General features: G+C 53.6%; 24 protein-coding genes. 10 read left to right on the top strand and 14 right to left on the bottom strand.

Annotated elements, in window-relative coordinates; translation table 11 throughout:
* Window positions 1-32 precede the first annotated feature (32 nt).
* Complete coding sequence (locus tag VIN76_RS16075) at window positions 33-1628, bottom strand: phosphoenolpyruvate carboxykinase (protein ID WP_332042878.1); 1596 nt, start codon at window positions 1626-1628, stop codon at window positions 33-35.
* 257 nt (window positions 1629-1885) lie between these two features.
* On the opposite strand from VIN76_RS16075, the gene VIN76_RS16070 reads away from it, so the two are divergent.
* Genes VIN76_RS16070 through VIN76_RS16035 form a run of 8 tightly spaced genes read left to right on the top strand, consistent with a single transcriptional unit; the run spans window position 1886 to window position 7633 of the window.
* Window positions 1886-2590, top strand: a complete 705-nt coding sequence (locus tag VIN76_RS16070; protein ID WP_332042877.1) for a response regulator transcription factor — start codon at window positions 1886-1888, stop codon at window positions 2588-2590.
* 10 nt (window positions 2591-2600) lie between these two features.
* Window positions 2601-4220, top strand: a complete 1620-nt coding sequence (locus VIN76_RS16065; RefSeq protein ID WP_332042876.1) for an ATP-binding protein — start codon at window positions 2601-2603, stop codon at window positions 4218-4220.
* 13 nt (window positions 4221-4233) lie between these two features.
* Window positions 4234-4668, top strand: coding sequence for an HPr kinase/phosphatase C-terminal domain-containing protein (locus tag VIN76_RS16060; RefSeq protein ID WP_332042875.1), 435 nt, complete (start codon window positions 4234-4236; stop codon window positions 4666-4668).
* Window positions 4665-5603, top strand: a complete 939-nt coding sequence (rapZ, locus tag VIN76_RS16055; RefSeq protein ID WP_332042915.1) for an RNase adapter RapZ — start codon at window positions 4665-4667, stop codon at window positions 5601-5603. The genes VIN76_RS16060 and rapZ overlap by 4 nt, the downstream gene beginning before the upstream one ends.
* A gap of 5 nt (window positions 5604-5608) precedes the next feature.
* Window positions 5609-6013, top strand: coding sequence for a PTS sugar transporter subunit IIA (locus VIN76_RS16050; RefSeq protein ID WP_332042874.1), 405 nt, complete (start codon window positions 5609-5611; stop codon window positions 6011-6013).
* A complete protein-coding gene (locus tag VIN76_RS16045) occupies window positions 6010-6288 on the top strand; it encodes an HPr family phosphocarrier protein (RefSeq protein ID WP_332042873.1) in 279 nt (92 codons plus the stop codon). The genes VIN76_RS16050 and VIN76_RS16045 overlap by 4 nt, the downstream gene beginning before the upstream one ends.
* 5 nt (window positions 6289-6293) lie before the next feature.
* Window positions 6294-7118, top strand: coding sequence for an RNA methyltransferase (locus VIN76_RS16040; protein WP_332042872.1), 825 nt, complete (start codon window positions 6294-6296; stop codon window positions 7116-7118).
* A gap of 53 nt (window positions 7119-7171) precedes the next feature.
* Window positions 7172-7633: a hypothetical protein gene (locus tag VIN76_RS16035; protein ID WP_332042871.1), complete on the top strand. Its 462-nt coding sequence runs from the start codon at window positions 7172-7174 to the stop codon at window positions 7631-7633.
* Window positions 7634-7642: 9 nt separating this feature from the next.
* Here VIN76_RS16035 and rmuC read toward each other — a convergent pair whose 3' ends face one another.
* The 3 genes from rmuC to recR all read right to left on the bottom strand — a co-directional run bounded on the left by rmuC (window position 7643) and on the right by recR (window position 10551).
* Complete coding sequence (gene rmuC / locus VIN76_RS16030; RefSeq protein WP_332042870.1) at window positions 7643-9163, bottom strand: DNA recombination protein RmuC; 1521 nt, start codon at window positions 9161-9163, stop codon at window positions 7643-7645.
* Between the two features lie 179 nt (window positions 9164-9342).
* On the bottom strand, window positions 9343-9900 hold the full coding sequence (gene def / locus VIN76_RS16025) for a peptide deformylase (RefSeq protein ID WP_332042869.1): 558 nt from the start codon (window positions 9898-9900) through the stop codon (window positions 9343-9345).
* 45 nt (window positions 9901-9945) lie between these two features.
* On the bottom strand, window positions 9946-10551 hold the full coding sequence (recR, locus tag VIN76_RS16020; protein ID WP_332042868.1) for a recombination mediator RecR: 606 nt from the start codon (window positions 10549-10551) through the stop codon (window positions 9946-9948).
* A gap of 276 nt (window positions 10552-10827) precedes the next feature.
* Here recR and fmt point away from each other — a divergent pair, with 276 nt between their 5' ends.
* Together fmt and truA are read left to right on the top strand one after the other, a co-directional pair.
* Window positions 10828-11769 (top strand): methionyl-tRNA formyltransferase, encoded by a 942-nt coding sequence (fmt, locus tag VIN76_RS16015; RefSeq protein ID WP_332042914.1) that lies wholly within the window; start codon window positions 10828-10830, stop codon window positions 11767-11769.
* 132 nt (window positions 11770-11901) lie between these two features.
* Complete coding sequence (gene truA / locus VIN76_RS16010) at window positions 11902-12645, top strand: tRNA pseudouridine(38-40) synthase TruA (protein ID WP_332042867.1); 744 nt, start codon at window positions 11902-11904, stop codon at window positions 12643-12645.
* On the opposite strand, the gene VIN76_RS16005 is transcribed toward truA, so the two are convergent.
* From VIN76_RS16005 to VIN76_RS15960, 10 genes are read right to left on the bottom strand one after another with little or no spacing between them, the layout of a single operon-like run.
* The gene (locus VIN76_RS16005; protein WP_332042866.1) at window positions 12642-14537 is read right to left on the bottom strand and encodes an XrtA/PEP-CTERM system amidotransferase; all 1896 of its coding nucleotides are present in this window, start codon (window positions 14535-14537) and stop codon (window positions 12642-12644) included. The two genes, truA and VIN76_RS16005, sit on opposite strands and share 4 nt — an antisense overlap.
* Before the next feature lie 10 nt (window positions 14538-14547).
* Window positions 14548-16113, bottom strand: a complete 1566-nt coding sequence (gene xrtA / locus VIN76_RS16000) for an exosortase A (protein ID WP_332042865.1) — start codon at window positions 16111-16113, stop codon at window positions 14548-14550.
* Window positions 16110-17333, bottom strand: coding sequence for a TIGR03087 family PEP-CTERM/XrtA system glycosyltransferase (locus VIN76_RS15995; protein ID WP_332042864.1), 1224 nt, complete (start codon window positions 17331-17333; stop codon window positions 16110-16112). The genes xrtA and VIN76_RS15995 overlap by 4 nt, the downstream gene beginning before the upstream one ends.
* A complete protein-coding gene (locus tag VIN76_RS15990; protein WP_332042863.1) occupies window positions 17333-18406 on the bottom strand; it encodes a FemAB family XrtA/PEP-CTERM system-associated protein in 1074 nt (357 codons plus the stop codon). Before VIN76_RS15990 ends, VIN76_RS15995 begins: the two co-directional genes overlap by 1 nt.
* Complete coding sequence (locus VIN76_RS15985; protein WP_414696390.1) at window positions 18403-19299, bottom strand: XrtA system polysaccharide deacetylase; 897 nt, start codon at window positions 19297-19299, stop codon at window positions 18403-18405. Before VIN76_RS15985 ends, VIN76_RS15990 begins: the two co-directional genes overlap by 4 nt.
* The gene (locus tag VIN76_RS15980) at window positions 19280-20449 is read right to left on the bottom strand and encodes an XrtA/PEP-CTERM system-associated ATPase (RefSeq protein WP_332042861.1); all 1170 of its coding nucleotides are present in this window, start codon (window positions 20447-20449) and stop codon (window positions 19280-19282) included. Before VIN76_RS15980 ends, VIN76_RS15985 begins: the two co-directional genes overlap by 20 nt.
* A gap of 35 nt (window positions 20450-20484) precedes the next feature.
* Window positions 20485-22107, bottom strand: a complete 1623-nt coding sequence (locus VIN76_RS15975; protein WP_332042860.1) for a hypothetical protein — start codon at window positions 22105-22107, stop codon at window positions 20485-20487.
* Window positions 22104-23012: an AAA family ATPase gene (locus VIN76_RS15970; RefSeq protein ID WP_332042859.1), complete on the bottom strand. Its 909-nt coding sequence runs from the start codon at window positions 23010-23012 to the stop codon at window positions 22104-22106. Before VIN76_RS15970 ends, VIN76_RS15975 begins: the two co-directional genes overlap by 4 nt.
* Before the next feature lie 9 nt (window positions 23013-23021).
* Complete coding sequence (locus VIN76_RS15965; protein WP_332042858.1) at window positions 23022-24551, bottom strand: XrtA system polysaccharide chain length determinant; 1530 nt, start codon at window positions 24549-24551, stop codon at window positions 23022-23024.
* Between the two features lie 18 nt (window positions 24552-24569).
* Complete coding sequence (locus VIN76_RS15960) at window positions 24570-25190, bottom strand: XrtA/PEP-CTERM system exopolysaccharide export protein (protein WP_414696389.1); 621 nt, start codon at window positions 25188-25190, stop codon at window positions 24570-24572.
* Window positions 25191-25198 lie beyond the last annotated feature (8 nt).

The raw sequence follows: 25198 nt of genomic DNA, 5'->3' as shown, positions 1-25198 counted from the left end.
GCGTTAATATATCAGGCCGTTACCTGCCCGGATCAAGCCAGAGTTGGCGCAGCTTCCCGAACATTCTGATCTACATGCTCGGCAAACTGTTCGAAGTTATCGATGAACAATTTGACCAGCTTCTGGGCTGTATCGTCATAAGCTGCCGGGTCTGACCAGGTCGAGCGCGGATCGAGAATTGCGCTATCGACGCCGGGAACAGATACCGGAACTTCGATACCGAAATTGTCATCAATGCGGAACTCGGCATCGTTCAGGCTGCCATCCAGCGCAGCATTGAGCAGAGCGCGCGTGGCCTTGATCGGCATCCGGCGACCTTCGCCATATTTGCCGCCGGTCCAACCGGTATTGACCAGCCAGCACCGCACACCGCCTTTGGCAATGCGTTCTTTCAGCAGGTTTCCGTAAACGGAAGGGTGACGCGGCATGAACGGCGCACCGAAACAGGTTGAGAATGTCGCTTCCGGTTCGGTCACACCGATTTCCGTGCCCGCCACTTTGGCCGTATAACCCGACAGGAAGTGATACATGGCCTGCTCCGGCGTCAAGCGCGCGATGGGAGGCAATACGCCAAACGCATCGGCGGTCAGCATGATGATGTTTTTCGGGACCGGTCCCATATTCTCTTCAGAGCTGTTGGGGATGAAATCAATCGGATAGGCGCCGCGCGTATTTTCCGCCTTGCTGCCATCGTCAAGGTCCAGTTCGCGTGTGTCGGGGTCCATCACGACATTTTCCAGCACCGTACCGAAACGACGCGTTGTCGCAAAGATTTCAGGCTCAGCTTCTTCGGACAAGCGGATCATCTTGGCATAGCAGCCGCCTTCAAAGTTGAACACAGCGGTATCGGACCAGCCATGCTCGTCATCGCCAATCAAGGTGCGGCTGGCATCGGCTGACAATGTCGTTTTGCCTGTTCCCGACAGACCAAAGAAAATCGCGGTATCGCCTTCGGGGCCGATATTCGCGGAACAGTGCATTGGCATGACCGAGTCGAGCGGCAACAGATAGTTGAGCAATCCGAATACGGATTTCTTCATTTCGCCAGCATAAGCAGTACCGCCGATCAGGATCATTTTCTCTGTCAGGTTCACGGCGATAACCGTTTCGCTGCGCGTTCCGTGGCGATCGGGATCCGATTTGAAACTTGGCAGGTCGATGATCGTATATTCCGGCTCAAATGCCGCCAGCTCATCATTTGTCGGGCGGACCAGCATCGTGCGGATGAACAGGTTGTGCCATGCAAGCTCGGTGATAACGCGGACGTTCACACGATGTTCGGGCTGCGAACCGCCGAACAGGTCTTGCACATAAAGAGTGTCTTTTTCGACGAGCGCTTTCAGGAAATCTTCTTTCAAAGCGGCAAAATGTTCCGGCGTCATACCGACATTGGTGGAGCCCCACCAAACGCTGTTCTCGGTTTCGGCGTCGCGCACCATGAACTTGTCTTTTGCAGAGCGTCCCGTGTGCTTGCCCGTTTCAACAACAAGCGGACCATCTTTGGCCAAATAACCCTCGCCCCGTGATACTGCCTGTTCGACCAAAGCTGGTGTGCCCAGGTTCCATTGCTGCTTTGCCGATGTGGCAATGCCTTGGTCTTTTAATGTTACGGGCGAGATTTTTGACACGATTATTCCCCTAGGGCTGGAATTAGGAATGGATATTTACCGGAGTCGGTATATTCGTGGAGCGCTTATATCACGATGACGATTTGGTCAAATAACAGAACCCGCCCTACAAAGAATCCTGATCCATACCGCCGGATATAATATCCTTAACAAATGCTGATTGTAAGAAGTAACCTTGTGCAATGGCGGTGGTTGAATTAGTTGGTAAGTTCAGCATTTATCTGAAATTTTTATCGATCACAGGATGACCATATTCGATGTCCGCAAATATTGCCCTGGTTGACGATGACCGAAACATTTTAACCTCTGTATCCATTGCGATGCAGGCAGAAGGTTTTGTAACAAGGGTCTATTCGGACAGCGAAGCGGCGTTGCAAGCCATACTCGACAATCCGCCCGACCTTGCCATTTTCGATATAAAAATGCCAAAAATGGACGGGCTGGAACTGCTCCGCCGCGTCAGGGAGAAAAGCAATCTGCCGGTTATTTTCCTGACCTCAAAGGACGAGGAACTAGACGAAGCCCTTGGTCTTGCGATGGGCGCGGATGATTATATCAAGAAACCGTTTTCCCAGCGTTTGCTTATCGCAAGGGTCAAATCCATTCTCAGGCGGACAGAGCTGATGAAATTATCGGACGAAGATGCCGATACGGAAGGGCTGGAGCCACTGGTTCGGGGCAATCTGGAAATGGATCCGGCCCGGCATCTGGTGAAATGGCGCGGTAATAACGTAACCCTGACCGTCACCGAATTCATGATACTGGAAACACTCGCCAATCGTCCCGGCGTAGTGAAAAGCCGGAACCAGTTAATGGATGCCGCCTATCAGGACGATGTTTATGTAGATGACCGCACTATCGACAGCCATATAAAGCGTCTGCGCCGCAAATTCCGGGAAGTCGACCCCGAATTTGATGCCATCGACACCCTCTATGGAGCCGGTTATCGCTATCAGGAATAACCTTTCCAGCATGAACAATCCTTCCGGCAAGAATTACCCCGCTGGCGAGGATGATAATTGCGATAATGAGCCCGAAACCGGCGTCAATGATGCCGACTGGTCCTTGCGCTGGTCTGCGCGGTTGTCGCTGACCACCCGCATCTTGGCGGTCAATATCTTGGCGATAGCCTTGCTTGCCGGCAGTTTGTTTTACCTCGATAATTACCGGGATGAACTGACCGGGGAGCGACTTTATCAGGCCCGCGTTCAAACCCGGATCATCGGCGAAGCGCTGGACATGCAATCACCCGCCAACCGGAGTGAATTGCTGGTGAACTTTGCATCCCATCTGGAGGCCCGCTTGCGGCTTTATGATGAAAACGGAGTAAAAATCGCCGATAGTTTTGAACTGGCAGAGCCGACCTATGAATTCAGGGACCCGGAAGAGGAGCCTTGGAGAAAAGATGTTGCCAGGGCGCTAGACAAGTCAGTTGATTTTTTAGTTCTTAGCGCACCCGTGTTTGATTTCGAAGAACCAGAGCAAGACATTGCTTCGGCCTGGCCGGAGATAAAATCGCTCTCGCAAAATCAAGAGCCCAATAGTGCTGTTCGTTATGCGCCGGACCGCACCCCTGTCATAATCGCCGCATCCCGTGTGCCGGCCAGCGGTCAGGTTTTGCTACTCACCAGCAATGCGCGGGATATAACGCGGATTGTCCGGGCAGAGCGAACTAATGTCGTTCAGGTCATATTCCTCACTGCCATTGTTTCGATATTATTATCCTTATTTCTAGCGCGGACCATTGTGCGCCCGATACGCAAACTGGCGCGTGCAGCAATCCGCGTGCGGCTGGGCCGTGCGCCGGAAATCACCGTCCCCAGGATGCCGGGCAGACGTGATGAAATTGGGCAGCTTGCCCGCGCGCTGGCCGATATGAGCGCCGCCTTGCGTTATCGCATAGACGCGACCGAAGCCTTCGCCGCAGATGTCAGCCATGAAATCAAAAACCCGCTCGCCTCGTTACGATCGGCTTTGGAAGGGCTGGAACGGGTCGATGATCCGGATTTGCGAAACCAGTTGCTAGACGTCGCCAAAGATGATGTGCGCCGCATCGACCGGCTTATCAATGATATTTCCGAAGCATCCCGCGTGGACGCCGAACTGGCAAGGACCAAATTCGAACCGGTTGATGTCGGAAAAATGCTGGATCAGCTTCTCGCCGCCCGCGAACAGCGAACGACCAACGAAGACATAAAAATTGCCTTTGCGCGTCCCGGACGCGGCGTTGCCATGGTCATGGGCGATGACGACCGGCTGGAACGTGTATTCAGCAATATCCTGGACAACGCCGTATCCTTTTCGCCGCCAGACGGGCTGATCGAAATATTGGCTACCCCGGATGCCGAAGAAGTTGTCATCCAGGTTGCGGATCAGGGGCCGGGCATAGCGGATGAACATCGCCAGAATATCTTCAAACGATTCCATTCCGACAGGCCATCGGGTGAGGAGTTTGGCAAGCATAGCGGGCTTGGCCTTGCCATCGCCAAGACGATTATAGAAGGGCATGACGGCACGATCAGGGCCATTGACCGCCCGGACGGACAGCAAGGGGCATGTTTCGAAATCCGCCTGCCCAAAGCAGAATTATGATATAGTCCCCTTCATGGAAAAAGAGACACGCCATGCAAGCTGTGTCGCCATTAATGGCGCCGGCATCCTGATATCCGGACCGTCCAATTCCGGCAAATCCGACCTGGCTCTGCGCCTCATTGACCGGGGGGCAAATCTTATCTGTGATGACTATGTTGACCTTTACCTTCATGATAGCCAGATAGTGATGGAAGCACCTGCCAGAATCGCAGGGAAAATGGAGGTGCGTTCACTGGGCATTTTTGACTGCGAGCATGTTTCGAATATTCCCCTCATGCTCCAGGTGCAGTTAAAATCACAAGTTGAGCGCTATCCGATGGATAGCCAGACAGAGACAATCATGACAATCAAGATTCCGACCATAGCCATTAACCCTATTGAGGCCAGTGCTCCGATCAAAGTGGAGATGGCGTTAAACCGGCTTTTGCACCGGGCGGAAGGCGCATAATCGTGACGACAAAAAAGCATGTTCTGCTGGTCACGGGCTTGTCGGGTGCGGGAAAAACAACCGCATTGAAGACGCTTGAGGATATTGGCTGGGAAACCATCGACAATTTCCCCATCCGTCTTGTCGAGCGTCTTCTGAAAACACCGCCGTCCCGCTCACACGGTGATGCAGATCCTCCGCTGGCCATTGGATTTGACAGCCGGACCCGCGGTTTCAATCATGACAACCTGATCAAGGGCATCAAGAAACTGCAGGAAACTGACAATTATCATATCTCCATGCTCTATCTGGATTGCGCGGGGAGCGAGCTGGAGCGCCGCTATAGCGAAACGCGGCGGCGGCATCCCCTCGCCCTTGATCGTCCGGCAAAAGAAGGCATTGCGGCAGAACGCAACACATTCGATTCCATCCGCCGATGGGCAGACCATGTTATTGATACAACCACGCTTTCCACCAACGACCTGCAAAAGCGGATTCGCGCAGAGTTCAGCCTGCAAAACACTGAAACTACGACAGTGACCATAACCAGTTTCGGCTTTTCACGCGGCCTGCCCAATAATATCGATCTGCTTTTCGATGTGCGGTTTTTGTCCAACCCGTTCTGGGACCCCGATTTGAAAATGCTGACGGGGCTGGATGAACCGGTTGGGGAGTATATTGCCAAGGATTCCGCCTATGCCGAAGCCTTGGACAAGTTTGAGGATACGCTGACATTCCTGCTGCCAAAATATATCAAGGCGGGCAAAGCCTATGTCAATATCGGCATAGGTTGCACCGGCGGGCGTCACAGATCGGTACATATTGCCGAAGTGCTTAGCAAAAGGTTGCATGGGGCCGGATTTTCGCCCACTGTCGTCCATCGCAATCTGACATCCCGCCCTATGGAAGCATTTGAGGCGATTCAGGATTTAAACGGAAGAAATAAGGGTATTTAATAGCAATGATCGGTTTGGTTCTTGTTACCCATGGCCGCTTGGCCGTGGAATTTATAACGGCCATGGAACATGTTGTTGGCCCGCAAAAAGGGATTCTATCCGTTTGCATCGGGCCCCATGATGACATGGAGCAGCGGCGGGAGGAAATTGCCAATTCCATTGCGAAGGTTGATGATGGCGAAGGCGTTATCATCCTGACCGACCTGTTTGGCGGCACGCCGTCCAACCTTGCCATTTCCTTGATGGAAAAGCGCAAGGTCGAAGTTATCGCAGGGGTGAATTTGCCCATGCTCATCCGTCTGGATGGCGCGCGCAAATGCATGAACGTGAATGACGCCGTGGCTGCTGCCAAGGAAGCCGGGCAAAAATATATCAGCGTTGCATCGGAAATCCTGGGAACAGATGCGTGAGCGAGTATCGCAAGACCGTCGCCATCACCAATAACCGCGGCCTTCATGCCAGAGCCAGTGCAAAATTCGTCACCTATGTCAGCAAATTGCCTGCGCATCTGTCGGTCAAAGTTGCCAAAGACGGTGTTGAAGTAACCGGCACGTCGATCATGGGCCTGATGATGCTGGGCGCGGCCAAAGGCGACAATATCGAGATTATCGTGGCAGGCGATCAGGCCGCAAGCGCATTGGAAAAACTCGCCGGACTGGTCGTTGACGGCTTTGGCGAGGATTAAAAACCATGCCTTCCGAAAATTCCACCTTTGAACGACGCCAGATAACCGGATTTTCCAACCCGACAATCAAACGACTCAAAAGCCTGCGCGAGAAAAAGCATCGCAAACGCGAAGGCCATTTTCTCGCCGAAGGTCTGCGGATCCTGACAGAGGCGCTGGACGCCGGGATAACACCGAAATTGCTGGTGGTCGTCGAAGATACCGATCTGCACCCCCTCGCCCGGAAAATCGAACAGGCGGTTTTTGAAAATGGCGGCGAAGTGATTGAAACCAGCGAAGCGATTATAGCCAAGCTGTCCGGCAAATCCAATCCGCAATCCATCATCGGCATTTATGAGGATCATCCGACCGCGCTGGCTGACCTTGACCGCAGTGCATCGGGCATCTGGATGGTTGCCCAGTCGCTGCGTGACCCCGGAAATCTTGGCACCATATTACGCACTGGCGATGCCGTGGGGGCTGGCGGTTTGATATTGATTGACGACTGCGTCGATCCCTTTTCGGTCGAAGCCGTGCGGGCCAGCATGGGCGCGATATTCACGCAGAAAATAGCGCAGGCTTCGTGGAGTGACTTTCTGGAGTGGCTGCGCGCTGGTGACGGACAACTGATCGGCACCAGCCTGAACACCGACAAGGATTACCAGTCCGTCCGTTATGAAGCGCCGACATTCCTGTTGATCGGCAACGAAGCCCAGGGCCTTCCCCCGGAATATGAAGCGGCTTGCGATCATCTGGTCAAAATGCCGATGATGGGCAAGGCAGACAGTCTGAACGCCGCAGTTGCGGGCGCTGTCATGGCTTATGAAGTGCTTAACCAGCGCCGGAAATAATTCCTATTCTGTAATATTTATCAATATGCTATCATGCTCTTAGGGAGAGAGACATGAAAAACATAATATTGCCCATAGCAGCATTGCCTTTATTATTAACGGCCTGCAATTCCGAACCGCCCGAAGCGCCTCCAGTAGAAGAAAAACTGGCCGAATATAAAGCCATCGGTACAGAACCCTTCTGGTCCATTGAAATCAAGGATGACCAGATTGCCTACTCATCGCCGGAAGCCACCAATGACTTTACTCTCCCCATCCAGAGGATGAAGAAGACACCGACGGGCTGGGAAATAAAGGGCTTTAACGACCAGCATAATATTACCGTAACCGTAGCATCCGCCCAAAAATGCAATGATGGCATGAGCGACAACGAATATGCGGACACCGTAAAAGTGGCCGTCAGCAATGCCGGTTATCAAACCGGCTGCGGCGGCGATATATTATCCGGTCCGGCAACCGAAGCCAGCGTGAGCGAAGGCAGTGCTGGCGAAGACAATGCAAGCGACGGTGCCTGAATAAGGACTCTATTCCGCTGCTTCTTCTGTTGGGTTCTTATTCGCCCCGTCATTTGCTTTAATGCTATCATCTTCAAGCATCGCTGTTTCCTCAGAGGCGGAATAGCGCGGCAGGGCTTCTATCTCTGCCACGGGGTCGAGATTTTTCTTGCCCGTTTCAATGTTCAGCTCCGCAAATTTGCGGCCTGTCGCCATGACATTGCGTTCAAAGCTGCCGACAAATTTGTTATAATTGCCAACCGCACTGCCCAGTCCCGTTCCCATGCGTTTCAGATGTTCCCCGGCCACGGCAAGCCGATCATACATTTCCTTGCCCAATTGCCCGATCTGCTTGGCTTCTGCGGCCATTTTCTCTTGCCGCCAGACGCCAGCCACCGTGCGGGCGATAGCGACCAGATTGGTCGGCGTGGCGAGCAGGACCTTTTTCTCAAAAGCATGATCCCACAGCGCCGGTTCATGCTCCAAAGCGGCGGAAAGAAAATGCTCACCCGGCACGAACATGATCACATAATCGGGCGCATTTTCAAACTGGTCCCAATAAGCCTTTTTCGACAAGCCATCGATATGCGCCTTCATGGAAATGCAATGCCGCCCCATCGCATGGTCGCGCGCCGCATCATCCTCCGCTGCAAAGGCGTCCTGATAATCATTAAGCGACACTTTCGCATCGATCACCAGCTTGCGGCCACCCGGCACGCTGATCACTGCATCCGGCCTTAACCGCCCGTCTTCCGTGTCGATGCTTTGCTCTGTGACAAAATCCGTATGTTCCGACAATCCGCAGGTTTCGAGCACATTTTTGAGCTGTTGCTCCCCCCAGCGGCCACGCGATTTCGGGGCGTTACGCAAACTGTTTACAAGCCGTGCGGCCTCTTGCTGCACCCTGTCCTGCCCCAAACGCACCTGTTCGATCGTCGCAGTGATCCCGGCATATGCCTCGGTCCGTTCCTTCTCGATCTGGTGAACGCTTTTCTCGTAAGCAGAAAGCCGCTCATTCACCGGCTGGAGCAGTTTTTCAATTTTCGCGCCGCCCTTTTCATTGGCTTCTTCAAACCGCTGGTTGGCGCGCTTCAGGAACTTGTCCTGCGCTTCATCGAGCATTTTTGCTCCGATTTCGGAAAATTGCGCGGACAGCGCCTCTTTCGCTTCAATCAACTGCTTCAACTGCTTTTCATGATTGCGGGCATCCGCTTCCAGCGTCGCCAGTGATTGCCGTGCCATATCGCGGTCCTGACGAAGCGTATCGCGTTCGGAGCGCGCGCTGTCGCGTTCCTCCGTCAAATTGCGGGCGCTGGCCTCCACCGAAGCCAAGGATTGACGCGCAGTATCGCGCTCTTCACGCAAGTTATCGCGCTCCGATCGCGCTTCTTCCCGCTCCGCCGTCACGCTATCCAGCATCATCCGCAGGGACGCGGTGGCCTCCTCCGCAGCCTTGGCCGCTCCTTTTCCCACGCGCACACCGGCAAACCAGCCCAGGCCCAGTCCCAAAAATAATGCGATAACAACAGTCAGTGCGGTGATAGCGTCCAAGACAAGCCCCTCCAGATAGAACGAAACAGGAACTTACACTGGAGTCAGGCGAGTTGCAAGTTGGCTTTTTTATGTCGTAATTTCAGCAGCAGCCGGTGTCTTATACACAAAGCGGAGCCTTCCAGACAATCAAGCTGGATTCCCGCCTGCGCGGGAATGACGGATTAGGGGGTGATCGCTTACGCCGCTTCTTTACGTAGTTTCGCCAGCTTTTTCAGAACCATCTGGCGTTTCAGGCGGGACAGGTGGTCGATGAACAATATACCTTCCAGATGGTCCATCTCATGCTGCAAACAGGTTGCGAGCAGGCCGTCAATCTGTTCTTCATGGCTGTTGCCGTCTTCATCCTGCCAACGGGCCGTGATCGCGGATGGCCGTTCGACATCGGCATATTGGTCCGGCACAGAGAGGCAGCCTTCGCTATAAACCGAAAGGTCTTCCGAAGGGTTCAGGATTTCGGGATTGATAAACACGCGCGGGTCGCGGATGACTTCATGGTCATGGTTGCAATGCTCGCCATGTTCATGGTCATGTTCCACGGGTTCCTGAAGGTCGATTACCAAAATCCGTTTGGGCACACCGACCTGTATCGCGGCAAGGCCAATGCCCGGCGCGTCATACATGGTTTCAAACATGTCCGCGATCAGCGTTTTCAGCTCATCATCAAACACAGTAACCGGCTCTGAAACAGTTTTCAGACGCGGGTCGGGAACCTCAAGGATCGGTAAAATAGCCATGTCCTAAATTTAGGTATTTTGCCCGAAAACGTCAAGCGCCCGAATTCATCTATCGCTGTTTATTGGCCTACGTGAGCGCAGCGCCTGTGCCAATGTGCCCTCGTCGAGATAATCCAGCTCTCCGCCAACAGGTATACCATGGGAAAGCTGGCTGAGCCGCAGCGGATAGTTTTCAAGCCGTTCGGCAATATAATGCGCCGTTGCCTGCCCCTCAAGCGTCGCATTCATGGCCAGCACGACTTCATCAATGCCGCCCTTTTCCACGCGGGCAATAAGCTTGTCGATTGCAATATCTTCGGGCCGCACGCCATCCAGCGCCGATAACCGCCCGCCCAGCACATGGAATTTGCCGGGAAACAGCCGGGATTTATCGAGCGCCCAAAGGTCCGATACTTCCTCAACCACGCAGAGCGATTTTTCATCCCGGCGCGGGTCCTGACATATCTGGCAGGGATTTTGTGTATCGACATTGCCGCAAACCTCGCAAGTGACAAGATTGGCGCTCACCTGCTCCATCGCAGCCATGATCGGCTTCATCGTCGTTTCCGGACGCTTGAGCAGGTGCAACACCGCCCGCCGGGCCGAGCGTGGCCCCAAACCGGGAAGTTTGGAAAGAACCTGAACCAGATTTTCGATCTCTTGTGATGCCATGCCCTGATCTTTAAAGCCAAGCCGCGCGCGCTGCTACCATAAACATGTTCTTCCAGATCATTAGAGGATCATAAGCCGGAAATTGCTGTCCTACATGGCCGAGTTTCGGTAGGGAGGCCCCATGACTCGCTGTATCTGCATATCCGCAAAACCCCTTGGGCCGGAACCGGATTTCCGTGGGGCGCAAAAAACGCGTCTTGGTGTGAACTTTGTGAACTTTGAAACCAGCGAAGCCAGAAATCAGGCGATCCTATGACCACATTATCTCCCGAAAAACTGCGCCTTGCGTTCATGGGCACGCCCGATTTTGCGGTTCCCGCCCTGCGCGCGCTACACGCAGCCGGTCATGAGATTGTCGCCGTCTATTCACAGCCACCGCGCCGCGCCGGTCGCGGAAAGAAACTGACCCCCTCGCCCGTTCAGCAGGCTGCGGAGGAACTGGGCCTTACCGTTCGCGTGCCAACGTCCTTGAAGGACGAAGAGACACAGGCAGAGTTTGCCGCTCTAGATCTGGATGCAGCCATTGTTGCGGCTTACGGACTTATCCTGCCCCAGGCGATATTGGATGCGCCGCGCATGGGATGTCTTAACATTCACGGTTCGCTATTGCCGCGCTGGCGCGGTGCGGCCCCGGTTCAGAGGGCCATTTTGGCAGGCGACGAACAAACCGGCATTACCATTATGCAGATGGAACGCGGGCTGGATACCGGGCCGATGCTACTGAAATCCACCACCGAGGTCGGGACGAAAACCGCTGGCGAACTGACCGACGAGCTGGCTCAAACCGGCGCGGAAATGATGGTGCAATATCTCGCAATTCCGCGTGACCATCCTCCCGAAATCCAGGATGATGCAATGGCTACCTATGCCAAGAAAATCACGAAGGAAGAAGCGCGGATCGACTTTGCACAACCGGCGGAACAGGTGGTGCGGCAGATTCGCGCCTTTAATCCGGTACCGGGCGCATTTTTTGAATATGACGGCGAACGCTACAGAATACACAGCGCCATAATCCACGGTGCACCGCCCCATCCCAGGGACAGCGAAGACATCTCCCCGGATGTGGAGCCGGGCACCGTGATAAATGACAAGCTGACCATAATATGCGGCACGGGCGCGATCACTCCGGCCCTGATCCAGAAGGCCGGAAAGCCCAAAATGGCATTGGCTGACTTCCTGCGCGGCACGACTATTCCGGAAGGCGCGAAACTTGGCTGATCCTAACCAGATTACGCCATCCGTTATTGGCCTCTCCGTTAGTGGTGAGCCTGTCGAACCTCGCTCCTCGACCTGGGAACACCCTTCGACAAGCTCAGGCCTAACGGATTTGAAGGCTAACGGACAGAACTTATGACCCGTTTTGCCCTGACCATTGAATATGATGGCCGCCCGTTCATGGGCTGGCAGCGGCAGGATCACGGCCCCAGCGTTCAGCAGGTGGTCGAGCAATCCATCTTGTCTATCACGCAGCAGGACGTGCGCGTCCACGCCACAGGCCGCACCGATGCCGGGGTTCACGCCCTGGGTATGCGGGCGCATTTTGATCTGGAAACCAGATTAACGCCTTTTCGCCTGATGGAAGGGATTAACGCGGGGCTAAGGCCACATCCGGTAGCCGTTCTGGCCTGCGATATTGTGGCTGATGACTGGCACGCACGCTTTGCCTGTATCGGCCGGCGCTATGTTTACAAGATTACCAACCGCCGTGCCCCGCTGACCCTCGACAAGGGGCATAGCTGGCAGGTCGCCCCGCCATTGGATGCGGGCGCAATGCACGATGCGGCGCAGATATTGGTCGGGCAGCATGATTTCACGACATTTCGTTCAGTCCACTGTCAGTCTCAAAATCCGGTCAAGACGCTGGACAGCATATCCGTCACCCGCTTTGACGAAGAGATAGAGGTCGAAGTCGCAGCGCGCTCCTTCCTCCATCATCAGGTGCGTTCGATGGTCGGTTCCCTTAAACTGGTCGGAACCGGCAAATGGAACAGCGATGATTTACGCAAATCACTGGAAGCCAGGGACCGCCGCGCGCTGGGCTTTAATGCGCCGCCGGATGGTCTGTATTTTGTTGAAGCCGTGTATCCCGATTAAAGCTGGAACAATCTGGAGAGTGATCTATCGAGCATTAAAAGTTGCCAAAGCAAGCGGCTATTATCGGACTTTCCAGTAATATGGTCATCGGCAATCCTGTGCAGCGCTTGTTGGTCAAACCAGCCCGTCCGGGATAGCGTGCCAGCCCCGGCAACCTTCCGCGCTTCATGCGCCAGAGGCCCGCGAAACCACTGCGCTATGGGCGTTACAAAGCCCATTTTCGGACGATAAAGTATGTCCTTCGGCAAATATCGTTCCATCGACTTTTTCATTAGATATTTGCCGGTTCCACCCCGTATCCGGAGGTTAGTCGGCAACCGGGCGGCAAATTCCATCAACCTGTAATCCAGCAAAGGCTCCCGCGCCTCAAGGCTCACCGCCATGCTGGTACGGTCCACTTTGGTCAATATATCACCGGGAAGCCACATTTTCATATCGGCATATTGCGCCTGATCCAACCCGTTGCGTGCCGGCGCCTGTTCCATCAGCGCAATCATCCGATCCTCCCCCTGATAACCGGCAAGCTGCCGCATCATATTATCGGAATAGATCGCCTGCCTACGCGCCGCCGTTGTCACGCCAACGGCATCGGTATAGCCTTGGGCTCCGGTGCGGCCCAGCGACATCAACGTCGATTTGGCCCGCAGGGGCCGCGGTGCCCAATCGGCCTTGGGATATACCCGGCCGAGCCAACCCAAGGCGGGACCGCGAATGGACTGGGGAACCAACGCCCTTACCCGCTCCTCTGCATGGTGAAAGACATGGCGGCGATATCCGGCCAACGCCTCATCCGCTCCGTCGCCTGACAAAGCTACGGTCACATTCTCACGGGCCAGCTGCGCCACGCGGTATGTCGGCAATGCCGAAGCATCGGCAAAGGGCTCGTCAAAATGGTCGGCCAGCGTGTCGATCAATCCGAAATCATCCGCAGCGACGATGCGCGAGCGGTGGTCTGTCCGGAACCGCTGCGCCACTTGCTCGGCATAGCCTGTCTCGTCCAGGGTGGACTGGTCAAAACCGATAGAACAGGTTTTGACGGGATGACGGCTTTTCTCCGACATCAGGGCCACGACCGAACTGCTATCAACGCCGCCGGACAGGAACGCGCCCAGCGGCACATCTGCAATCATCCGCGATCCCACCGCATCGCGCATCAACGCGATCAACTCCTCCTCAAGCGCCGCCGCAGAATCTTTACTCCGCTGGCTGAAATCCATATCCCAATACTGGATCGGGTCGGGTTCGCGCTTTCCTTGCTCCAAGAGCAGATAATGGCCAGCGGGAAGTTTCTTTACGCCCTTCAAAAGCGAAGTCTGGTCCGGCACATATCCAAATGCCAGATAGTCATCGACCGCCCGGATATTTGGTTCCCGCCGCAGCAGGGGATTGGCGAGCAGTGCCTTCAACTCGGATCCGAACACTATGCTGCCGTCCGACACCGGCGCATAGAAAAGCGGTTTTACGCCCAGCCTGTCCCGCGCCAGAAACATCTGTTTGGTGCGCTGGTCAAATATCGCGAAAGCGAACATGCCGTTCAGCCGTTTCAGGCAGTCGGTGCCCCATTGCCGCCAGGCATAGAGAATGACTTCGGTATCGCTGCTCGTTATGAACCGGTGGCCAAGCAATTCCAGTTCGGCGCGCACATCCTGAAAATTATAAATCTCGCCATTATAGCTAATAACCTGCGCCTCGTCGGCGGTCAGCATCGGCTGTGCTCCGCCCTCCAGATCGATGATCGACAGGCGGCGGTGGCCCAGACCAACGCCAGGCGCAGTCCAGATACCAGAGCCATCGGGACCACGGTGCCTCAAGCTATCGGTCATTTTACGCAGGCGCGCCGGATCAACCGGCTTGGCCGTTTCGAGATGAAATATTCCTGTAATGCCGCACATGAAATGCGCCCTAGCGCAGGCCCGCCATTTCGTCAGCCAATTTATCAATCGGTCCAAGTGCCCGCCGAAAATCGTTCATCGCTCGCCCAGGCCCGGCTTCATCGACTTTCTCGGCAGAGATCAGCACAGCCACCGCTTGCTGGTTGCCGCCAAGCAAGCGTGACTTCAGCGTTTCAAACTTTACGGCAGATGCGCTTCCCGTCAATATGCCCCCCACCCGGAAATAAGACTGCACATCACGAACAACCGGGCCGGGTGCGGTTATCTGTATCGCACTTCCAGAAGGAGGGCCGGGCAAATTTCGCGTCCACGACCACCGGGTGCCGGGATCAAAAGCGCCCTGCCCATATCCCACAATCTCGCGGTCATCCGCTTGCCGGTCATAAACGGCGATGGCGAGATCAACCTCTGCCCCGTTTTCCACGCTACGGTACCGGCCCAGCAATCGATGGTTCGCACCGTCAAAGCGCGGCTGCCAGTCATATCGCGGTCGATAGTCGACACGATCCCATCCCGCGACCTCGGGCAATGCAATCTTATCAGGAACCGGAGAGCTTTGTGCGGCCAGCGCACTGGTCCAGAGCACCGGTGCTGTCACAATCACCGCCATGGCCATCATCACGGCACCGGGGTGCAATTTTGATTGACCGGATCTGGGGAGAAGGAAATTACTATGCTCGATAGCTTCCCCATCAATCATCTGCTCATCAATCTTTCGATCAAAAAAGGGCCAGCCGATTGCCATCACCAACACCAGTACAAACGCAAAGAAGAACCAACCGTAAAAGATATGATCAAAACCGGTCGCAAAGTCCGTGCTGGTATGGTGCGCGATATAGATTGTACCGAATGCCCGGATGCCATTGGCGATAACCGGCACGACGACCGCTGCAATCATGAACAATATACGCCGTGGCCAGCTTTTGAAACAGATGTTGCTGACCAATGCGCCATAAGCAACCATCGCAATCAGGAACTTTACACCGGAGCAAGCCTCCGCAACTTCAAAATAGCCCGTCGGGGTGGAGATAAAAATACCGTCGATAAAGGCGGGAATATCTGCCCATCCCAGAAAGACCATCGACATTTTTGCAGTGATCGTTTGCAGGAACGGGACAAGTTCTTCCCCGACAGGCACCAGGAAAAAACTGTAAAACAAAGGAAAGATCAAGCCTCGCAAGACTCTGGGGCCAAGCAATGTCATGACAGTGCCTTGCAGCATCATGACAAGACCAAGCTGACGGGCAAAGGAAACACCAGCTGCTTCGCCCAGCATCCAGCCGGTAGATGCAGCAACAATCCACAGCATTCCCGGCACCCAGATTACCGGCGTGATTTTTGCCAGCTCTTCGCGGCGCTGATGCACCAGCCAAAAAATGATCGGTAGGATCAACAGGCAGTGATTGTAGGTAGAGACATTCCACCATGTGTCCACCATCGCCAAGCCATCACGCCAGAACATCAGGATGATCGCGGCCATCGCCAAACCCAAAAGACGCAAATGTTTTTTCCACAACTGCGAAACCGGCTTAGTTGCTGTGATATTCGCCGCAGGATCTATAACCCCGCTGCTCATTCTGCCGCCTCGGTCAATTTACGCGCACCAAGGCCGCAAAGTTCCGCTATATCTGTAAGCTGTGTTTCCCAGCTATATGCCGAGCGGATAAGCCTCCGCGCACTTTCACCAAGCGCCTTGGCTTTTTTGGGATCTGCCAACAGGGTACATACCAGCTCTGCCTCATGCCGCGGATCTTTGGCGATATGAAAATGCTGCCCATCGACAGCTTCTATACCCTGCGCCGCAGCGACGGACGCCACAACGGGCTTTGCCATAGCCATGGCTTCCAGAACCTTGTTCTGGATACCCCGTGCGATACGCAGCGGGGCGACGACAATATCAGCCGCCTTCATCCAAGTGCGAATATCATCAACGCTTCCAGTGACAATCGTGCCGTTCACTCCGTCCAGCAGCAAAACTTCGTCTTTGGGTGCACGCCCGACTATAGCAAATTGCGCGTAGGGATAATGTTTGAGGATTTCGGGCATAACCTCACCCGAAAAGCTGACAACAGCATCCACGTTCGGGCGATAATCCATTTGCCCCGTAAAAATAATTAGCGGACCGTCCATATGACTGGTGACGGCGCAGGCCTTATCAGGGTCATAGAAATCAAGATCTATACCGTTACCTACAGCCCTAATCTTCCGGGCATCCAGACCAGATCGCTGCCGGAATAACTGCGCCTCCGCTTCGCTTACAAAAAGTGCGAAATCGGACCGAACGGCCACTTTTTGCTCAAAAGCACGGAGCAGTTTACCTTCACGCCGGTTTATCCAAGCCATCGGCCCCGAACCAGCATCCGCATAGCTTTCAAATTTTGCGCTATCGACATCGACAAAATCCATGACCAACCGGCCCGAATAATCCTCAGGAACAAATTGCGCCATCTGTCCGGAAAACACGAAAATGCAATCAATCGGGCGGGTTGCGAGAATATTTTCGACATATTCTCTTATCTCGCCACTATCAAAAGAAGTCAGCGAAACCGGCTTTCCGGTAATAATGCCCTCTATCCCCGCCTGCCAGTTGGGCTTTGTTCGCTGAACTATCTGTACAGACGCCAAGGACGGCTTAATGTCGCACCTTTCCGTTGCCTCTGCTTCATCATCGGCAAAACAAACCAAATGCACCGGCACATGGTCTATCAGTTTGCGCAAAATATGGTGCGAGCGGATTTTATCGCCCCGGTTTGGCGGCCAGGGAACACGGTGGCTCAGGAATAATATCTCACCCATCAGCCCAATCCTTTGGCAATTACCGGTCCCAGCAAATTTGCCAGGGAAAGGGGCAGTCTTTTCCATAAAGCGACTTGCAGCCGGTATTTCGGACTCATCGGGTTGATATCACGCGCGGTCTCTCCGTCCTCGGTGCGTATGGTATAGGAAAGAGGCTCCGGGTTAAAACCCCAGTTTTTTTTAAACGCATAGGCCCCCGTTCCGACCTTTGAGCGGCCGAAATCAAACCGCTTGCACCCGCGCCGCCGGGCATGCTTCATCAACTCATAATACATCACATCATTGGCACGCAGCCGCCGTGCATCATAGCTTCCACCGCCCCAATAAGGCATAACGGTCCCACCATGATATAGGCTCAACACGCTGGCCACCGGCTTCCCGCCGTTCAATATGGTAAGAATATCCGCATCCGAGCCAAAAGCGTCCAAAACCTCATCAAATAGCGCCTTAGGGAATACTGGAGTGCCCAAATTGCGGACACTTTCCGCATACACGCGGTAATGATCCGCCCTTTCCTCTTCACTTACCCCGACGCGAACTTCCAGATCGCTTTTCAATCCTTTGCGGATTTCTGCCCGCTGCTTTCGCGGGATAGCCAGTAACTGGCTTTCATCATCGTGCGCTAAATCTGCCACAAAACCCGCATAGACACCGTCCACATTCTGCCATTCCCCGCATGGCATCGGGCCACCGCGCAGTTCAACAGTCGGGAAACTATACTCCTCGGCAAATTTCCATATGGCATCTGCCAGTATTTCTGTTGCCTGTTCGCTCCGACTCAGTATCCCCCCACCAACCGCAAAACCCGATGAAACCAATGCACGTCCAAATAATGCCGAGTGGATCAGGGTGAACGGGAGGATTGCCTGCAACTTTCCTTCTCGGTCTTTGGCCAGCATATAACGCCATTCGTGGCCGCAAGCCTTTGAAGTGCTCAATAACCAAGCTGGACGGTGAAAAGCCAAGCCGCCTGAGTGGTCGTCGACAAACCCGTCTATCTGCGTCAATTCTTCCGGGTCTTCCCGGTCCAATATACGGATGGTCAGAGACTGCGGAGTGAAGGGCATATTCATTGCACTAGCCCACATTCCATCGCAGCCAGTTCATCTACCCTGCCCCACGCATAGTCTTTGCCAACACGCACTAGCTTGGAGCGCATCACGCCCAGTCTGCTATAATGGCGCAGCTTTGATTTCAAAGGCGCATTGCCGACGCGTGGTTGATCCGGGTCAATTTCCCATGGATGGAAATAGAATATCGCGCTGCGGCCGTCATCTTTCTGCATTTTGCGGATAGCCCGATCATAAAATGCATAGGGAAGCAGGCGGAAAAAACCGCCACCACCCGCGGCGAAAATCCGGTTTCCGACTTTTACCGTTGTAACAGGCAATTCAATCAAATCTGATCCTGCAACCGGTTTCCATGCAAAACGCGGTGACCCAGCCCAGCCATAATGGTCATGCCTGATTGGCGCGACGCTTGAAGAGTAATGATACCCTTGTTCCGCCAATATTTCATGCGCCCACGGCGTGCGTGCATCTATTGAAAAGCTGGGCGCACGGTAACCTGTTACGGTCTGTCCGGTACAATCCTCCAAAAGCTTGCGGCTACGGTCTAGATCATCACGGAACTGATCTGCGGTCATTGTGAAAACGCGCGCATGATCATAGCCATGGCTGGCTACTTCATGCCCTGCCGAAACGATGCGCTGCATAAGTTTGGGATAGCGTTCCGCCACCCAGCCCAACGTAAAGAAAGTTGCCTTGATTCCCGTCTCATCAAACAGATCGAGAACGGCATGACTATTTCGCTCGACGCGGTGCTCCAGACCATCCCAATCGGTACGGTCGATTACTGTTTCGAAGGCACCAACCTGAAACCAGTCTTCAATATCCACCGACATGGCGTTGAGCAAAGCATTGCCCTTCCTCGCCTTATCTAATGTTTCAAGCCGCCCGTCCTGCATTGACATAGCTTTCTTTGCTGCGGATATCATTTTCGACCCATTCGACAAGCATCGACAACACGCGGTGAACGCTCTCCTCATGGTTGTCCAAACGGGATTCTAACGCAGCAAGCTTGCTGGTCATCATATCGATATGGGCTAACAGCCTGTGGTTCGATTCAGCTTCAGCATTTGGCGAAGAGATCGTTTCTTCGCGCTTTTCAGATACGGGCTCCGAGTGGCCTTCTACCTGCGTCTGCGGTTGTTCTTTCACAGATACATCTCTGTTAGAATTCTCCCATACTGGGCGTTCTTCAGTAACTCGGCCAGCCGCCGCGTCGGGGTCCGCGATTTCGACTTCCTCACCTTTCAAGTCAGCCAAAACACGGCGTACCAGTGACAAGTCTATCAATTCGGCCTGTTCAACCGCGCCCATCAACATCACACGGCTCATAAGAGTGTTGATCTTGCGCGGTACACCGCCTGTTTCATCAAAAAGCAGAGAAAATATATCCGAGGTAATTTGAGGCCGCCCCGCCCATCCGCTCTTGGTAAGCCGGTGCATGATATAAGGCTCTACTTCTTGCGACTCCATTGGATCCAGATGATGATGTGCGATTACCCTTTGACGTAATTGTTCCAGCCGGTCGGATTGTTGCAACATATCCCGAAATTCAGGCTGACCGAGCAAGAATATTTGCAGCAGCGCCTGACCACCCAGTTGAAAATTGGATAGCATACGCAGCTCTTCCAAAGAATCCGTCGGCAGATTCTGCGCCTCATCTACAATCAGCAGACACCGGCGTCCGGCCCGTGCCTCACTATGCAGGAATTCTTCGAAAGCGCTGAGTAACTGCGCCTTGTCCATGCCCTTTGTATCAATATCAAAATTGGTCGCTGCGACACGGACAATGTCCTTACTGTCAAGGCGGGTCGTCACAATACTGCCAGCGGTCAATCGCGCACGATCGATTGTTGCCATCAGGTGGCTGACCAAGGTTGTTTTGCCAGCACCCACATCGCCGGTTATGACAATAAAACCCTCTCCCTGTGCCAGGCCATAACCCAGATAGGACAATGCTTTTCTGTGGGTCAGACTTTCAAAATAGTAATGCGGGTCCGGAGTCAGTTGGAATGGCCGACTGTTCAGTCCATAGAATGTTTCATACATGCTGATATCTCCCACTTGCGCTTGCGGTGATCTGGTTAAAATTCATATTGCAATCCAAGCAGCGCCGAAGCCGTTAGGTCACTGTAAAAACCATCCTGCCTATAGCTATCAAGGCCAACTGCCGCGGTTCCGTTGAGCCGAGGAATGATCTGGCGATGATAAGCCGCGTTCACACCCAGAGCGAGCACATTGGCAGCATCGGCAAAGCCGCTATCCAGAAGGTTGGCATAAACATTGGTGACAATATTCGACCGCATATCAAGCTGTCGGCCTATTGACAGGTTGGCATAGTAATTTTCGTCCACTAGCCCATCAATGATAGCCACTCCGCCCAGTTGCGATGCAAAGAAGCGGCGGCGGGAATATCCGGCGGCGAAGGCGCTATTCCAGCCATTATAGCTGTAAACATATTGGGCATTTACGCCGCGTGCACGGAATGCCGAGGAAGCTGCCGATTGCAATGCATCGTTGAGACACAGGCTGTTCGTTTGGCCAAAGGCACATCCGTTGAGCTCACCGCTGAGGGGATTGCGGTCACTTGTAAAACTGGTCCCCAATAGTGCCAGGTTATCATTCAGCAAATTGCCAAAGCCCGACACAGTGTCATAGATCAGCACGTTCAAAGATGTATTCTCATTGGGCCGATAACTGAAATTACCCGTGTAGGTCGTACTACCATAACGTCGACCGATGCGCGCTTCCAGGGATGTCCTGCGGCTTGGTCGCCACAAAACTCCGGCATCCCAGATTAATCCGTCCTGATCGTAAGACAGCAATCGCGGGGACGTCTTATCGGTTACTAAGCGGCCATCGTCATCGATAACCGGATCGCCATTGATATCTCGCAAAGCATCGCGTTCGGAAATTTCTATATCCTCATAACCGGCACTGCCCACAAGCGCGACAGTCGGTGCCACCGGGACCGTGATATCTACGTGAACATATTTACCCTCGAACCGTTGGTCCAGTTGACCGGCATCTTCCCGCTCATAGCCCGCACCAGCAGTCCAGCCGAAAGGCAAATCGCCGGGTCTCATGCCGACAGCGGCACTGGCCGAATGGCTGACACTATCGTCGAAAATGTCGATCGGTGACTGGCCGGGAGGCAATGTACCAGAATCTCCACTTTCTACTTTAGAATAGCCTATCCGGTAATTGGCATTAACCCTCAGCTTCCCGATATTGGTTGCCAAAGATGGTCCGGTGTAAACCGAGTAAACTTGTGTAACATTGTCGATATTACCTACTATATTGGTCGGCGCACCTCCGCGAAGGTCAACGCGGCTACGTGTAGCAATACCTCCCGCCTCCATAGCCAGAACATCTGGCACAACCTGAACACGGCCACGGGCTAGCCCACTGAGAATATCATCGTCCCCGATATCATCCTCATAGAAAAAGCGTCGCTCATAACGTATATTGACCTGTGCTTCCGCTTGACGGGTTTGAACTGATGACTCTACCCCGGCAGCAATGGTGCTGTAGGTCAGAACATCAGAGCCATGCTTCAGGTCCGCAACCAGCACTTGTTGCACTTCCAGATAGGGCGTCACTTCAATATTGCTGTCACGCGCCTGCGCCGGTTGCGCTAACGCAGCATTCAAGAATAGCACAAACGCTCCGATTTCCGATAAGCGCGAAAATCCAGGACTGCTCATGATTGAGCCCCATATCCATAATAGGAGCCAAAGTTCCGCCCTGTCGGAGAGAATTTCGTGCCGTTCAAAACGAGTTGAATATTGTCACAGCCAGCCAGAAGACCCAGTGCATCACGTAGAGCTGATTCAGTCGTCTCGTCCGCCTTAACAACCATCAGCACTTGCCCTGCATGAGAAGCCAGAACCGAAGCCGGCGAAGCCGATAGAGCAGGCGGCGAGTCAAAAATAACAAGCCGGTTAGGGTTATTACGGGTTAACCGGTTGAGCACCTCTTGCGTCCGCGATGACGCCAGATATTCTGTATCTGCATTCGTTTGCTCCCCGGCAGGCAAGATTGCCAAACCGGAAATATCTGTGTGGATAATACAATCCTCAACCGATATTTTCGGGTCTACCAGCGCATCCATCAGACCTCTGCTGCCTTCCAGACCTAGGCTGGACAAGATACTTGGCTTTGCAAAATCAGCATCGACAAGCAGAACTTCATTATCTTTCTCTGCCGCGATGGAAAGCGCCAGATTCAAAGCACAGAATGTCTTTCCTTCATTTGGATGGGCGGAACAAATCAATATTCGCTCACCATGCTGCACGTACGGCTGTTTGGCCGTCAATAGCAACTGACGCTTTATGATGCGGAATTCCTCTGATAAAGCTGTAACCGGACCATCTGGCACCACGAAGCCAGCTTCTCGTAATTTTTCTCGATCAACAATTACACGTGGGCCATCATAATGAGATGTTTGTGCCACGGTAGGAACAGCCTGCTGTGTGTTCTCCTCAGGGAGTAAAATTTCCGGCCCGTATTTTTGCACCGAACCAGCCATTTTTGACGGAACATAATCATATATCTGTGCTGCACGTTCAAGCAATGAGCCGGATTTGCTAAGAGGGTTGTGTTTGTTCATCTTTTTTCCTCAGGCAACCATGCCACGCTGGATAAATTCAACGATCATCAGCAGAGTGAAGACCCCGAATAATGCTCCTGCAGTGCTGTAGAACAGCCGCATTTTCTTTTGTCCGATGGCGCGCTGGCTGCTCGTCAAAACCTGTGAAACCGATCCAATGACCGGAAGTCCACTGGCCTTTTCAAGCTTCCCTGCGGTTGGATAAGTAGTCTGCACCTGTCCCATTGCAAAGGCAGCACCAATGCCGCCACCCAGACCGACGAACAAAACCGCCGCAAGTAAAAGTGGCCGGTTCGGCGCTGCAGGTGAACGCGGGCTGGAGGGAGGATCAAGAACCTTGATCTTTACCGCATCTGTTTCCGTTTCCACTTCTCCGCGCAATTTGATCTGTTCCCTGTCCTGCAACAATTTGTCATATTGAGCTTTCAGAACATCATAATCACGGTTGATTTGCGCCATCTCGGCAACCACAGCTGGTTCCAGAGACTGTTTCGATACAAGCTGCGCCAGATCGCCCTCAATGGTATTTTTCCGCGCTTGCAGCGCCGCGACAGAAGCTTGTCGTTCGGCCCGCATGCTTTGCAGCGAACTATAGGCCGGGTTTGGCGCCCCATAGCTTGGCCCCCCGGATTTTGTATCAACTTGTCTTCGTAGTGCAGCTATCTGGTTCTTCATAGCGATGATATCCGGATGACTGTCAGTCCATCCCCTCGCACGTGCCGACGCCAATTCCGCCTCTGCCTGTGCTAACTGGCCGCTAACACCGCCACCGGCTACTCCCGGCGTTGCAATTGTTGGCGGTGTGCCCGCCAACTGGCCGTTCAAAGACGCAAGGCTGGTGGATGCCGAGGCCAATTGCGCATCAATCTGGTTCAACTCTGCGCGTGATGCTTCCAAGCGTTGGCTAATCGAACCGACGCCGGGTAATAGACCCAGATTTTCTGTTTCGAACTGCACACGTTTCTGCTCTGCTTCTCGCAATGATTTTTCACGCTTCGCGAGTTGTTCATCCAGAAATTTCAGCGTTTGATCTGTCTCTACGCGGTCACCGGCAAGGTTCGTTTCAATAAAAATATCAATCAGCTTTTGAACAATTTCGCGTGCCAGAACGGCATTTTCCGCGTCCGAGAGATTCCCCGCGGATGCATTGGCAGTTATTTCAAAAATATTATCCTTGTCAGATTTAATCTCGATTTTTTTTCGCAGCACCTCGACTTTGCCCGCTAATTCGCGATCACTGGCAACCGAGAGATTCAGGTCCGTAGCGCGGACAACTTTTTCCAGATTTATCGTTGAAATCAGTGTTTCCTGAATCCTGTCCATCTGCCTTTTCCGGTCACGGGATTCGATGCCGACCTTGTCGGATAAAATAGATTGCATATCGACAGAGATACGTGCTTTTGATTCATAGCTGTTCGGGATCAGCGCCACCACCAGCCAGCCCAACACACAAATGCCCCATGCAACAGCCAAAGCAAGCCAGCGCCTGTTCCAGACGCTGTGTAATGCTATTCTAAATTCGTCGTAAAGGCCGTTCATGGATCTTTTCGATTCCTGTTAAAACATGCTCTTTGGAATTATGATGACATCACCGGGGCTCAGCATCACATTTGCTCTGGTTTGACCGCGATGAAGCAGGTCATCGATACGCAGCGCGTATTCTTTTTGTGTGCCCGTTGCGTTGTTGTAACGGATCAGGCGTGCCTTATTACCGGCCGCAAATTCGGAAAGACCGCCCACAGCGATCATGGCATCAAGCAAAGTCATATTGGCGCGATAAGGTATGGCCGCCGGTTTCTCGGTCGCACCGACAATTCGGATTTGCTGGGAAAATGTTCCGGAAAAATTATTCACGATAACCGACACCAGCGGCTCGTTGATATATTGCGATAATTGCTTCGTCAGGTCTTCAGCAAGTACCGCAGGGGTTTTGCCCACGGCAGGCATATCCGTAATCAGCGGGGTCGTAATTCGCCCATCGGGACGCACCTGAACCTTTGCGCCCAATTCCGGGTTGCGCCAGACAAATATCGTCAGTTCATCCAGCGGTCCGATAACATATTCTTCACTGGGACCTTGCTGCTCCGAAACAAAAGATGCCGGGGGGAGCTCCGGTGCAGAAGAGGTGCTGGAACATCCCGCAAGCGCAAGAGAAACCATACCGGCACCGATCGCCATTTTAGCTA

This window comes from Parasphingorhabdus sp. (assembly GCF_036568145.1).
Lineage (GTDB): Bacteria > Pseudomonadota > Alphaproteobacteria > Sphingomonadales > Sphingomonadaceae > Parasphingorhabdus.
This window is presented reverse-complemented; position numbering and strand designations above follow the sequence as displayed.